This is a genomic window from Halobiforma nitratireducens JCM 10879, assembly GCF_000337895.1.
GTDB lineage: Archaea > Halobacteriota > Halobacteria > Halobacteriales > Natrialbaceae > Natronobacterium > Natronobacterium nitratireducens.
The window spans coordinates 1-13,118 of record NZ_AOMA01000073.1 but is presented as its reverse complement, the minus strand read 5'-3'; the positions used below and the strand labels follow the sequence as shown (position 1 = coordinate 13,118).

Sequence of the window (13,118 nt, the reverse complement as noted above, 5' to 3'; positions counted from 1 at the left end):
GAAGGCGTTTCAACGTTTCCCTATTTCGTAAAGCAAACTACAATTCGGTTTATATCTGGTTACAAAGGTCTTTACCCCTCGGTCGGTAACTATTGTCTATGGAATTCGGTCTCACCGAAGAACAGCAACAGATCCGCGAAGAGGTCCAGCGCTTCGCCGAGAACGAGATCGTCCCCGTCGCCGAGGAGTACGACGAGGAGGAGAAATATCCCCACGAGATTATCGATAAAGCGGCCGAGATGGGGCTGACAGGGCCGTACATCCCGATCGAGTATGGCGGGGCCGGCTACTCGATTCTCGATACGTCGATCATCACCGAGGAGCTGTTCGCGTACGACCCCGGAATCGCGCTGTCGATCGTCTCTACCTCCTTCGGCTGTGAGGCGATCATGAACTTCGGCACCGACGACCAGAAGGAACGCTTCCTGGAACCGGTCGCGAAAGGCGAGATGATCTCCGGTGCCGCGATCTCCGAGCCCGACTCCGGCTCCGACGTCTCGTCGGTCTCGACTCGTGCGGAAAAAGACGGTGACGAGTGGGTGATCAACGGCAACAAGATGTGGATCACCAACGGCACGGTCGGCGACTTCTTCGTCGTCCTCTGTGAGACGAACCCCGACGCCGAGGGCCGGTACAACGGGTTCAGCCAGATCGTCGTCGAATCCGACCGTGACGGCTTCTCCGCCGAGAAAATCACTGGCAAACTGGGTATTCGCGCCTCGGACACCGCCGAACTCGTCTTCGACAACGTCCGCGTCCCCGAGGAGAACCTCATCGGCACCCGGGACGCTGCGTTCATGCAGCAGATGCAGTTCTTCGACGAAACCCGGACTGCAGTCGCCGCCCAGGGCGTCGGTATCGCGAAAGGTGCAACCCGCGCCGCACTCGAGTACGCAGAGGATCGCGAGCAGTTCGGGCAGTCGATCTCGGAGTTCCAGGCCATCCAGCACAAGCTGGCCGAGATGGCGACCGACACCGAGGCGGCTCGTAACCTGACTTACAAGGCAGCCTGGAAGGTCGACCAGGGCGAAGACATCACGAAGCTCGCGTCGATGGCCAAAGAGTACGCCTCCCGCGTTGCGGTCGACGTGGCCGACGAGGCGGTCCAGATTCACGGCGGTGCCGGCTACGTCAACGACTTCCCCGTCGAACGGTTCTACCGCGACGCCAAGATCACCCAGATCTACGAGGGCACCAGCGAGATCCAGAAGAACGTCATCGCCCGCGAGATGCTCGGTAAGGGCTTCTAACCACCAACGAACCGATCCCTCGATGTCGGTCGGGGAACCGCCGACGACGAGCTTTTTTCGGTCCGGTCGAGCGTCCCGAGTTCGGGTCCCGAACGAGCTCGTCGGACGGTTCGGGCGGAGCCGGCGATTGAGACCGTAACGGCAGAAAGCACGCCGGTGATGCTGTTCGAACTCGACCGGCTTCACAGCACTCGAGGCCGTCGTTCGGACGTGACGACTGTACTATAGTAACAACTGCAACGATTTGCACACTGATCGCCGACCTTTCTGGCGATCAGGTGCGCACTGACTTGCAGTAGCGACTATAGAGACAACTCCCCCGGCCGATAATCGAGACGCTGAGCCGAGATGTCGAACAGGCAGCGATTGCCGGTGGTTGCGGAGTCACTCGTCGTCGTTCTCGTCATCCTCGTTCTCGAGTTCGGCGAGAGCGTTGTCGACGTCCTCCTGGGTGGCCTCGTCCATTCTCGTTACTCACCGATATGTTGCTCTAACTGAATTTAAGTATTTCTAAGTGAAGTCGGATGCCGCTGGGTTCTGTGGCCGCTGTTGGCGTTCGCTGTCAGTGCGACGGTTTCCGACCCCGATGGCAGTATCAATTACACACGGCCGGTTTCCCGAACCACCACGCAGCTGCTACTTCTCCACTCGCCGTGAAGACCCAGCACTACCGTCCGTCGCTCGTTCCCTTTTGACACTTCCCACCGTGTCTCTCATCGCTGTACTCGAGGGACTCATCGAGTTGCCACGAGCCCCCGCCGGGCAGACCGGGGCCTGTCGGCCGATGTTGAACGGTATCAACGCCGACCGAAGAAACACGATCGGTGTACCCGGCCGATCATCATACGAGTTAGTGTTGGCCCTTAGGTGTTCTGACCAGTTACGCTATCGTATGGTGTCGGATCTAGCAACGACCGAACGGCACGCATCGCGGTCGTGGCTCCCGGACGAACGAACGTGCCAGTGTCGCGGGCCGCCGTGCGCTCGTCCGTCCGACCTGCCGGAGCCGCCAGCCGAACGCGGCGGACGGTTCGGTGGCAGCGACAGCGCCAATCGTACCGGGGCGACAGTTCCTCGGGACCACCTCGAACCCGCGGGGAGGGACCGATGCCGAGCGGACTAAAACGGGATCTCGGACTGCCGGAAACGTTCGCAATAGCGGTCGGTGCCATGATCGGGTCGGGCATCTTCGTCCTGCCCGGTGTCGCATGGAACCTGGCCGACGCCGCAGCCGTCCTCGGGTTCGTTATCGCGGCCCTGCTTATCCTCCCTGCCGCGATGGCCGTCGCGGAGATGTCGACAGCGATCCCCGAAGACGGCGGCCCCTACCTCTACGTCGAGCGCAGCATGGGGCCACTGCTCGGGACGATCGCCGGCGTCGGCACCTGGCTGATGCTGTCGTTGAAGAGTGCACTCGCGTTAGTTGGGGGCGTCCCGTATCTGCTGTACGTCAGCGAGACGCTCGCGGAGTTCGTGACGCTGATCGCGGTCGTGCTCGCGATCTTCTTTACCGTAATCAATCTAGTCAGCGCCGAAGGGTCCGGAAAACTGCAGTTCGGACTGGTAGGTGTTCTGGTGGTAATTCTCACTGCATACGTCTTCGGGGGTGTGCCACAGATCGAGAGCACCCGTGTCGAGGGGGCTTTCAGCCCGGTCGTCGGTGGCTCGTCGCTCCTCGAGGCGACGGCAATCGTCTTCATCTCGTACGCCGGGCTGACCAAGGTCGGTGCAGTCGCGGAGGAAGTCGAAAATCCAGGCCGGAACCTGCCGCTCGCGATCGGGTTGGCGCTCGCGTTCGTCTCCTTCGTCTACGCGGTCGTCGTCTACGTGACTATCGGCGTTCTCGACATCTCGGATGCGATCGCCGCCACCCCTGAGGCGATCCTCACCAGCGAGGGCGAAGGCGCGATCATCGCGCTGGCAGCCGAACAGCTGTTTGGCGGGTTCGGCAACCTCTTCGCGCTGGCGGTCGTCGTCGCGGCACTAATGGCTCTCGCCTCGACTGCGAACGCCGGCATCCTCGCCGCGTCGCGGTTCCCATTGGCGATGGCTCGCGACGGCGTCTTCCCCTCGAAACTCGAGGAGGTAAGCGAGCGCTTTGCCACGCCGGTCTACGCCGTAGCACTGACGGGAACCGTCCTGATCGTGCTGGTCTCAGTCTTCCCGATCCAGCAGGTCGCCGCGTTCGGGAGCGCGTTCCAGATCCTCGTGTTCATCCTCCTGAACGTCGCCCTGATCGGGTTCCGGGAAGGAGCGGTACAGGAGTACGATCCGGAGTTCGAAACGCCGCTGTATCCGTGGATGCCGCTGTTCGGGATCGCGGGCGGGGTGGTCGTGCTGGCCTACACCGGCCTCGTCGCGGTCGTCGGAGCACTGGGAATCGGTGCACTCGCGGGCGTCTGGTATTTCGCCTACGTCCGGTACTATCAGGGTGGAATCGATCGCGAGGGCGTCGCCCGGGCACAGGTCCGCGAGAGCGTCGGGGAATCGGCGACCGACCGAACCCGCGCGTTGTTCGAATCCCAGCGGGAGTACAACCTGCTGGTGGCGATCACCGAGGCGACGCCGGAACGTGCCCGACGCGACATGCTTCGGGTCGCTCTCGACCTGGGTCGGCTCCGGTCGACGGCCGTCTCGGTCGTCGAATTCTCCGACGAACCGGAACACATCCTCCCCTCGCGTCATTCCAGGGTTCGATCGACGGCTCTCCCTGCCTGGTTCCCCGACGATCCCGAGGACGCACCGGACTGGTTCCCGTCGGAGGCACTGGAAGGTGACCTTCGGACCTCCGGCGGCGAGCCAGTCGCCGCGACTCTCGAGGACCCCGACGGACACGACACACAAGTCGACTACCGACGAATCGTCAGCGAGGACCACAAAGAGGCGATCGTCGACTTCGCGACCTTCGAGGGGATCGACCTCATCCTCACTCAGCGCCACGCTAGCAACGGTATTCCCGGGTTCCTCGGTACGGACGAGACGGCGTGGCTGCGACAGAACGCACCGTGTGACGTCGCCCTCGTCGAGGACCGGGGACTCGAGGAGATCGAACGGATCGCCGTCGCCAGCCGGGGCGGCGGTCCCTACGACCCGGTGAAGCTCCTCTTGGCGGACGCAGTCGCCGAGGAGACCGACGCGGAGATCGTACTGGTGCGAGTGATCCCCGAGGACGCACCCGAGCGCCAACGGGAGACAGCAGAACGGTACCACGCCGAACTGATGCGAATCTGTACCGTGCCGGTCCAATCGCGCGTCCTGGAAACCGACGACCCGATCGAGGGCATGACCCGATTCGTCGCCGACGCGGACCTGCTCGTCGTGGGGGCCGGGCCGGTCGGCGTGGAAGCGCGATTCCGCGGCAGCACCGCCGACGACCTCGTGGAAGCGGTCGACTGTACCGCCGTCATGGTCCAGACCTACGAGGGACGACATCGAGGGCTGCTCGAGCGACTCATCAGGGACTATCTGTTCTGAGACTGCTAGACGGACCGACCTGCAGCCGGTCGGTCTGCTGACGTCGTCAGCGGTGGCGACGACGCCGAGTTCACGATCGGCTTCGTGTCGACCGCTGTCCGACATGAGCGACCGCGGCCGGCGGTCGCTGTTCGTTTTGCCGCCCCGTCGACCGGCCGATTTTCCAGCTCGTGGGGATGAACGTCTCTCGAACGTCCTCACGGCATCCTCGAGAGAGGTCGGCAACTCGAGACGATACTCGGTTTTCGAACCGACGGGGGTACCAGCAGTAGTCCGCACGCATCACGAGACCGACTGTTCTCGATTCTAGTCGGACCGGACCGCTCGGTGAACTCGAGTCGGCCCAGGAGTCGAATCGCTGACTGACGCTACGGGGCGACCGTCATGCAGACCACCCCGTAGAGCGGCGGCTAGCTGTCAGAGAATGCGGGAAAAGGTATATGTACCCAGTGGGCCGGCGCAGATTCGAACTGCGGTTACGGCCACCCGAAGGCCGAAGGATACCAAGCTACCCCACCGGCCCGCGTTTAGACGGTGATCCCCCGGCAGTTTAACGCTTCCGAAAGCCATCGTCGGCACGCCTGCCTGCAGTTTGCCAACGATCACCGGCCAACGAAATCAGAACTCCTGGTATCCCGCCGTGTCCAGGTAGTGATGGACCACTGTCACCGCCTGGTCGGCGTGCAACACCTCCGGGCCCAGCCGGAGCTGCAGATCGACCGCGTCCTCGAGTAGATTCCTCTCGTCGGCGGTGAAATCACGGTGATCCGAGAGGACGAATACGGGGTCGCTCTCGAGTAGTCCCGATCCCCCGTCCGCGTGGTCGTCGACATCGACTATCGGCGTCCCGTCCTCGTGTAGCTGGACGACGGGGCCCTCGAGCGCCGCGAGCGTGCCCTCGAAGCCGCGGCGGAACACCTCGATGCCGGGGCTTGGCTCCGCGGGGAGTGCGCCGATGGCCTCGTCACGGTGCTCGAGGGCAGTTCGTACGAGGGCCGCGGTAGATCGCTCGTCGGGGTTGAGCCGACGGAGCTGGCTCCCGTCGAACGTGATCGTGAGTTCGTCCTGGGCGATCAGATGGACGCGAACGTCCTCACGGATGCCGTGAGAGGTGACGAACGCGGCAGTAATCGACCGGCAGAGGGCGTCGAGCCGTCCGGCACCGCCGGCAAGGTCGTCGAGCGAGAAATCGGGTTCGGTCGGGACCTCGTGACCGATGAGTACGAACTGTCGCATGGGACGGACAACGGACGGCGACGGGATAGCGGCCACGGTTCGCGTCGTCTGGGAGACTATCGCTCTTGGTCTTCACTTCTGGGCGGGCGGCTTCTCTCACCACGTCCCCAGCCTCGAGTGTGGGGACGCACGGAGATTCAGCGTTAGCCGGAGCGGTCGGCTCGTCGATCGGTCGCACTCGAGATCAACCGTCGCGCGTACTCGAGTCCGGGCGCGCCGTCCCGGAACCAGACGATCGCCGCGAGCGCGAACAGTCCGAACTGGACGAGTTCGTACGGCCCCATCGCGTAGTAGTGCAGGATCGCATCGAGGATGCCGTCGACGGGTTCTTCGGGCGGCTGTTCGACCAGCGGCCACAGGAGGAACTCGGTACCCGAGAGGTCGCCGGTCAACGCCGACGGTGGTACGTCGGCTGCGAGATGGGAGAGGTGACCGATACCGAACGCGATGCCGACGTCACGGCGCTCGAGTCGTGTCGCCAGCACGTAGACTGCCGGAACCAACAGGGCGGCGAACAGAAGCGAGTGGCCGAGCGTTCGCCCACCGGGGAGGACGCTGACTGTCCAGGCAAGCGGTTTGTCGATCAGGTCGGGGAACTGTGATCCGACGGCGAGAGCGACCGCCGGTGCGGCCAGTGGCGGCCGGTCGAATCGACGGTGCGTGTAGGCAGTGTAGAGTAGATACGCGACGGCGACGTGTCCCCAGGGCCACATTTTCGCGGGACTTCTCGAGACGGGCGAATAGGTGCTTCGACTTCCGGCTCCCATCGATCCGTCGATCCCCACCCCGAGGCCCTCGGACGATGGGTTGCATACCCAGGGCCAACGTTTCCCCGTCACGGTGTCGGGAATAGGTGTATGGCAAAATCCGAGTCACCGCGGGTCGCCGAGTCGACCGCGTACGAAGGCGACCACAGCGACGATCGCGGAACGGTACTCGCGGCGCTCGAGGGGCGATCCTGCCCGCACTGCGACGGAGATGGGACACTCGAGCGTGGCGAGTACAAGGGAAACGAGGCCGTCCTTTGTGACGGCTGCGAGACGCCGCGCGTGCAGGTGTGGTCGGCGTTCGGCGACGACTGATACGGATTGCTGTAACTATTTCCCGCCGATCGCCAGAACGGGTCGGCGATCGGCGGGAAGTGACAACACTAAATCGTATGAACAGCGTCGGCAACCGGCAGCGGCGTATTTGGCAGCCGCAACCGACCCGCACCCTCCGGTGACGATTCCGGTGAACGTAGGTCCCGAGTCTCACGTTCGTACTCGCGGACCGGTAAACGAAACCACCGACAAGAGACCGCCGAAGCCGTCGGTCCTCCGGTCAGACCGAACGGGTCCGACTCGCGGGGTAGTCGTGACCGACGACGAGAGCGACGACGTTGATGATCAGCAAGCCGAGAAACAGTGAGAGTCGGGCGATCGAGTCGATGCCGGCCAGGATCACGGGAAAGTAGGTAAACGGAAGGAGAGTGCCGATCCAGAAGCCGAGGGTGGTGACGGTGCTCCCGAGGTGCATCTGTCCTACCGTACCGATTCGAGTTCGACGAACGACCCTTCGTGGGCCACGATCCAGTTAGTTACCAGTTCGTCTTCGGAGGCCGCTCTAGGGAAGAGGGCACATTCGTCGGGTGCGTCGTCGTTCTCGACGTGGGCGTGATCCAGTTCGATCCCCGGGTTCGACTCGAGTGGCGGGCGAACACCCCCCGGTTCGTCCGGGTCGACCTGCCTCTCCGTTCGGGCGGGTAGGTCTCGGTTGGAATCGGTATCGGGGTCACGGCCCGGATTCGAGTCGGGATTGCCGTTGTTTTCGTTTTTGCGTGCCATTGGTTGACAGGCGATCGGTCGCGCCACGCCGATCTACCAGGGTGTCGTCCATAGTTATCGGCCGACTACCAACCCGAACGGGACGGTAGCGACCGAGTCGCGGTCGATCCGCGTCACACGTTCCATCGAAACGGAACTCGACGATATTCGACGTGTACGGTTCCGGTACGCGATAATCGAACGACTCCGTTGGAAAACTCGCGGTCGTAACTGCTGCCTTCCGTCGGCCTCGAGTCGGTTGTGAACCGCTACGGTCTCGTCGTCACTCGTCGACTGCGTCGTGACTCGTGACGTTGCTATCTGGCCCCGAGCGTCAGCGATTCGATCGTCTCCGTGCCGTTGCGCCAGAGACGAATCTCGAGCGTATCGCCCGGGGAGGTCTCGAGTGCGAGAAACGCAGAGAGCGCGTGGCGATCCGGGATCGGTTCGTCGTCCATCTCGAGAATAACGTCCCCGCCGACGGGGATCGGCTCGCCGCTCCGGGTGACGGTCCGGTCGGCACCCTGGAGGACTCCCTCGGCAGGCTCTCCGGACGCCACGTCGGTGACCATCACGCCGGTCGCGCGCTCGAGGTCGTTCTCCTGGGCGATGATCCGATCGACCGAGGTGAGGCCGATACCCATAAACGAGTGTTCGTACTCTCCGTCCTCGATGAGCGCCGGGACGACGCGGTCGGTCAGAGCGGCCGAGATGGCAAAGCCGATGTTGTCGCCGCCGGCCGCGTTGACGACGCCGACGACGTCACCCTCGAGGTCGACGAGTGGCCCGCCACTGTTACCGGGGTTGACTGCGGCGTCGGTCTGGACGACGTTCGGGAACGAGAACGGGCGATCCGGCGCATCGACGGTCCGATTGACGCCGCTGACGATCCCTTCCGTGAGCGAGCCCTCGAGGCCGTAGGGGTTGCCGACCGCGAGCACCTCTTGGCCGACGACCGGGCGCTGGGTGGCAAGCGATAACGGCGTCGCAGCGTCGGGGACGTGATCGACCTCGAGGACGGCCAGGTCGCTGTAGGGGTCGGTACCGACGAGTTGAGTGCTGGTCCAGTCGCCGTTGATGTACTGGAGGTCCACCTCCGCGCCACCGGCGACGACGTGGTCGTTCGTGACGACGTAGCGATCGTCGTAGAGAAATCCGGAGCCTTGTCCCCGGCGCTCGTTCCCGGTGAGTGGGTCGTCGACGCCAAGGACACGGACCATCATCACGGAGTCGATAATAGCTTCGTAGACGTCAGTGTAGACGGAGCCGTCGGCGACGTTGTCCCGGTCGATGGTCTGGGTCGAGCCGCCTTCGATGGGTTCGCTTCCCCGGGGCTCCGAACAACCGGCGACCGCGCCGGCGAGTCCAGCACTCGCCGCCGCGAGAAACCGCCGCCGGTCGATTCGCGAGTCGTTCATAGGCGACGGCTAGGACTCCACGTATTTCAACTTCGGGATAGATTAGTCGACCGTTGAAAGGGCTTCCATTCCCGGATTCGAAGCGGGGCCGAACGACCGTTCGAAGCCACGAGGCGAGCCCAACGGTGGCCGGTGCAGTGTCGCCTCGACCGATGCCGAAGGGAAAACGTGTTACCCGCGGCACCCCGATTCTCGGGATATGATCACGGAAGACGCCCGTGCGCTGCTCGCGACGGGAGCCGTCTGTGACTCCTGTCTCGGCCGCCCCTTCGCCGACAGGAGCTTCGGACTGACTAACGCCGAGCGCGGCCGGGCGCTGCGTACGGCGGTCGCGATGGCCGACGACGAGGACTTCGATCCGACCCTACCCGCGGACTGCTGGGTCTGTGACGGCTACGCCGGCACCTTCGATCCGATCGCCGACGCCATCGTCGAGGCCCTCGAGGGCGTCGACTTCCGGACCTATCAGGTCGGCACCCAGGTCCCGCCGCTGGTCGAGGAGAACGACCGACTGCTCCGGGAAGACGCCGGCCTCGAGCCCGATGTCGGCGAATCGCTCAAACGCGAAATGAACCGCGAGGTCGGCCGCCGCGTGGGGTCGAAGACCGGCGCGGACGTCGACTTCGACCGGCCCGACGTGCTCGCGGTGGTCGACCTCGAGGGGTTCGACCCCCGCGAGGTCCTCGAGGCAGACGACCCGTCCGTGACGGGCCACGCCGTCGACGTCCAGGTCAATCCGGCCTTCGTCTACGGCCGCTACCGCAAACTTGAGCGGGACATTCCCCAGACCGAATGGCCCTGCCGCGAGTGTGGAGGCAGTGGTGTCCAACTGGGCGACGACGGCGAGGAACCCTGTGACTACTGTGGCGGATCGGGCTATATGTACGACACCAGCGTCGAACAGACCGTCCGCCCGCACGTCGTCGACGCCATGGACGGCGACGAAGGCACGTTCCACGGTGCCGGCCGCGAGGATGTCGACGCCCGAATGCTCGAGGGGGGCCGGCCGTTCGTGCTCGAGGTGAAACGACCGACGATCCGAGAGCCGGATGTCGAAGCCCTCGAGCGCGAGATCAACGCGACAGCCGACGGCGTCGAGGTCGAGGGTCTGCGGCTGGCGACCTACGAGATGGTCGAACGCGTCAAGGAACACGACGCGAGCAAGCAGTACCGCGCCGACGTCGAATTCACCGACCCCATCGACGAGGACGACTTCGAGACGGCGCTTGCGGAGCTGTCGGGCACCACCGTCGAGCAGGAGACGCCCCAGCGGGTCGATCACCGACGGGCCAACCTCACCCGCGAGCGGACCGTCTACGAAATCGACGGCGACCTCGAGTCACCGACCGCGGCCGAGGTCCGGATTCACGGCGAGGGTGGCCTCTACGTCAAGGAACTGATCAGCAGCGACGACGGGCGCACGGAGCCGAGTCTGGCGGGACTGCTCGAGACCGGGGCCGAGGTGACTGCACTGGATGTCACCGCCGTCGAAGGAGAGGACGAGCCGTTCGAACTCGAGGCGTTCTTCCGGGACGACCCCCGCGAAGACTGACGGCTCGGCTCCTCACTCGCCCAACTGTTCTTCGCGAGCCGGATCGTGGCGCTCGTACCACGCGAGGATTTCCTCGAGGCGGTGGATCGCCCGGTCGGGATCGCCGATGTTGTGATGTTCGTCGGGGTAGACGACGAGTTTCGCGTCGATGTCTTGCTTGCGCGTGGCGACGTAGAGCCGTTCCGACTGTGAGGGAGGACACCGCCAGTCCTCGCCGCCGGCCATCACGAGCAAGGGCGTGTCGATCTCGCCGACCTCGAGGATGNGAGATGTGTATAAGAGACAGCCATCATGTTGTGTGCGTCACTCGTTCCGAAGTCCGAACGGATGTCGTAGATGCCGTGTTCCGGGACGGCAGCGGTGAACAGTTCCGTCTGGGTGACGAGATACCCCTGGGCAATTCCGCCATAGGAGAAGCCGTAACCGAAGACGCGATCGGGGTCGGCCCATCCGCGATCGACGAGAGACTCGACGCCGGCGGCGATGTCCTCGACCTCCGCGGTTCCCCAGCGGCCACGCAGCACCTCGGCGAACTCCCGGCCACGGGAGGTGCCGCCGCGGTAGTTCGGCCGGAAGACGACGTAGCCACGACTCGAAAGCGCCGCGTGGTCGAAGCTGAATATCGGTTCGTCGTAGGACATCGGCCCGCCGTGGATCGCGACCACGAGCGGGTGGGGGCCGTCAGCGAGATCGATCCCGGGATCGTGATAGACGACGCCGTCGAGCGTCCAGCCGTCGGACTCCCACTCGACGCGTCTGACCGTCGGCATCGAATATTCGTCGGTCAGCCCGTCGTTGACCGCCGACAGCCGACACAGCGAGTCGGGTTCGTCGTCGGCTTCGAGGTCGTCGACCGCGACCGTGTGGACGTCCATACCGTCCTGTGGGTGAGAGAAAAGCAGTGCTGCGGTCTCACCGTCGTCGTCGACATCGAACCCGTAGATCGCCCGGTCGTCGCCCTGAGCTTCGAAGAGCCGCTCGGGGGTTCCGTCCGGTTTCGCACGGACAAGCCTGGTGCGTGCCTCGTCGCCGACGAGCGTGTACGCCGCGCCGTCGATCCACTCGATCGTTCCCCAGCGGGCGACGGTTCGGTCGAGCTCGGCCGTCAGCGACCGCCCCTCGTCGCCGTCGTCACAGTACACCTCGGCGGGACGGGCCCAGTTCTCGGCGTCGCTGGCGACGAACCCGAGGCTGCCGTCCCCTCGCCAGGACGGCCGCGAGCACTGCCACTCACCGTCGGTCACTCGCCGCAGGTCCGAGCCGTCCGGCGCGATCGTGTAGATGTCCCGGGCCATCGTATCGTCCGGACGCTCGAGCCGACACGAGGTGAAAGCGATACGGCCGGTCGGCCCCCACCGTGGCTCCATCCCGTTGAGTTCCTGAAACGCCCCGCCACCGTAGGCGTCGTCCAGCCGCGTCCCTTCGTCGGCCTCGAGGTCGAGGACGAACAGGTACGGCGTCACCTCGTCGGTCCAGCCCGCGCCGTCGACCTTGTGCTGCAGCCGAGTCGTCTCTATCGGCCCGCCCTCGCGGACCTGCTCGAGGTACGCCTGCTCGTCGTCGGTCGGGTCCCGTGCCTCGATCACGAGGCGGTCGCCGTCGGGCGACCAATCGAGTCCCGCGACGCCCTCCTCACGGTCGGTCACCTGGCGAGCGTCGCCGCCACGGGCCAGGTCGAACAGCCAGACCTGTCGTTTCGGCTCGTCGTCGGTTTCGCCGCCGGGGTCGTCGTCCGACCCCTCGTCGTCGGCCGATTCCTCTCCGTCCGCGGCGTCGTCCTCGTCACGATCTTGTGCTTGCCAGCCGACGCGGCGTTCGACGTCGGTCTCGCGTGCCGCGAGGAAAGCCAGCCGCTCCCCAGCAGGGCCCCAGGTCGGGTCCGAAGCACCGGCGACGGTCGTCAGCCGGTGTGGCTCGCGCGAGCCATCGGCCGGCACGACGAACAGCGAGGCAACCGCCTCCTCGGCGGACTGGTCGTACTCCGTCGCGGTGAACGCGACTCGATCGCCCGTCGGCGAGATCGCGATGTCGGTGATCTCGGTGAGGTCGTAGTAGGCCCCGATCGGTAGTTCACTACGGTCTGTCACGACTCCACCGTTTCAGCGACGGGTAAAAGATGTTTCCCGAGTGTGTCCGGGTACCACCCGTCGCCCCGATCGGAGAACGGCCGAACAACACAACGATTTAACAGCCCGCGACGAACCCCTCGAGGTATGCCACTCGGCGTCGACGAGGCGGGGAAGGGACCGGCTCTGGGATCGATGTTCGCCGCGGCCGTCTACTGTTCCGATCCCGACGCGCTTCCGGCAGGAATCGCCGACTCGAAGCGACTCGAGCCGGCCCGACGGGAGGAGTTGGCGGAGCAACTGCGCGCGGACGAGCG

Annotated in this window: 9 protein-coding genes, 1 tRNA gene and 2 pseudogenes; 5 read left to right on the top strand and 7 right to left on the bottom strand. The window is 64.7% G+C overall.

Annotation, left to right across the window (positions count from 1 at the left end):
- Positions 1–98 precede the first annotated feature (98 nt).
- Entirely contained in the window at positions 99–1,250 is a 1,152-nt protein-coding gene (locus tag C446_RS07185; RefSeq protein WP_006672416.1) for an acyl-CoA dehydrogenase family protein, read from the top strand.
- Between the two features lie 1,107 nt (positions 1,251–2,357).
- Positions 2,358–4,724 (top strand): universal stress protein, encoded by a 2,367-nt coding sequence (locus tag C446_RS07180; RefSeq protein ID WP_006672415.1) that lies wholly within the window; start codon positions 2,358–2,360, stop codon positions 4,722–4,724.
- Between the two features lie 450 nt (positions 4,725–5,174).
- On the opposite strand, the gene C446_RS07175 is transcribed toward C446_RS07180, so the two are convergent.
- From C446_RS07175 to C446_RS07165, 3 genes are all read right to left on the bottom strand, one after another.
- Positions 5,175–5,247: transfer RNA gene (locus tag C446_RS07175), tRNA-Pro, on the bottom strand.
- 95 nt (positions 5,248–5,342) lie between these two features.
- Positions 5,343–5,960: a tRNA (pseudouridine(54)-N(1))-methyltransferase TrmY gene (gene trmY / locus C446_RS07170; RefSeq protein ID WP_006672414.1), complete on the bottom strand. Its 618-nt coding sequence runs from the start codon at positions 5,958–5,960 to the stop codon at positions 5,343–5,345.
- Between the two features lie 143 nt (positions 5,961–6,103).
- Positions 6,104–6,673, bottom strand: coding sequence for a metal-dependent hydrolase (locus C446_RS07165; RefSeq protein ID WP_006672413.1), 570 nt, complete (start codon positions 6,671–6,673; stop codon positions 6,104–6,106).
- A gap of 144 nt (positions 6,674–6,817) precedes the next feature.
- Here C446_RS07165 and C446_RS07160 point away from each other — a divergent pair, with 144 nt between their 5' ends.
- Complete coding sequence (locus C446_RS07160) at positions 6,818–7,042, top strand: HVO_A0556 family zinc finger protein (RefSeq protein WP_006672412.1); 225 nt, start codon at positions 6,818–6,820, stop codon at positions 7,040–7,042.
- A 241-nt stretch (positions 7,043–7,283) separates the two neighbouring features.
- Here the strand turns inward: C446_RS07160 and C446_RS07155 are convergent, their stop codons facing one another.
- The 3 genes from C446_RS07155 to C446_RS07145 form a co-directional block, all read right to left on the bottom strand.
- Positions 7,284–7,478: a hypothetical protein gene (locus C446_RS07155; RefSeq protein ID WP_006672411.1), complete on the bottom strand. Its 195-nt coding sequence runs from the start codon at positions 7,476–7,478 to the stop codon at positions 7,284–7,286.
- A 5-nt stretch (positions 7,479–7,483) separates the two neighbouring features.
- Positions 7,484–7,786 carry a DUF7511 domain-containing protein gene (locus C446_RS07150; protein WP_006672410.1) on the bottom strand — a complete coding sequence of 101 codons (303 nt, stop codon included), beginning with the start codon at positions 7,784–7,786 and terminating at the stop codon, positions 7,484–7,486.
- Positions 7,787–8,082: 296 nt separating this feature from the next.
- Complete coding sequence (locus C446_RS07145; protein WP_006672409.1) at positions 8,083–9,183, bottom strand: S1C family serine protease; 1,101 nt, start codon at positions 9,181–9,183, stop codon at positions 8,083–8,085.
- Between the two features lie 199 nt (positions 9,184–9,382).
- Between C446_RS07145 and C446_RS07140 the strand changes: the two genes are divergently transcribed.
- A complete protein-coding gene (locus C446_RS07140) occupies positions 9,383–10,735 on the top strand; it encodes a tRNA pseudouridine(54/55) synthase Pus10 (protein WP_006672408.1) in 1,353 nt (450 codons plus the stop codon).
- A 12-nt stretch (positions 10,736–10,747) separates the two neighbouring features.
- Here C446_RS07140 and C446_RS20245 read toward each other — a convergent pair.
- Positions 10,748–12,822, bottom strand: a pseudogene (locus tag C446_RS20245) (prolyl oligopeptidase family serine peptidase).
- Positions 12,823–12,948: 126 nt separating this feature from the next.
- On the opposite strand from C446_RS20245, the pseudogene rnhB reads away from it, so the two are divergent.
- A pseudogene (gene rnhB / locus C446_RS07130) lies at positions 12,949–13,118 on the top strand (ribonuclease HII); the annotation flags it as partial.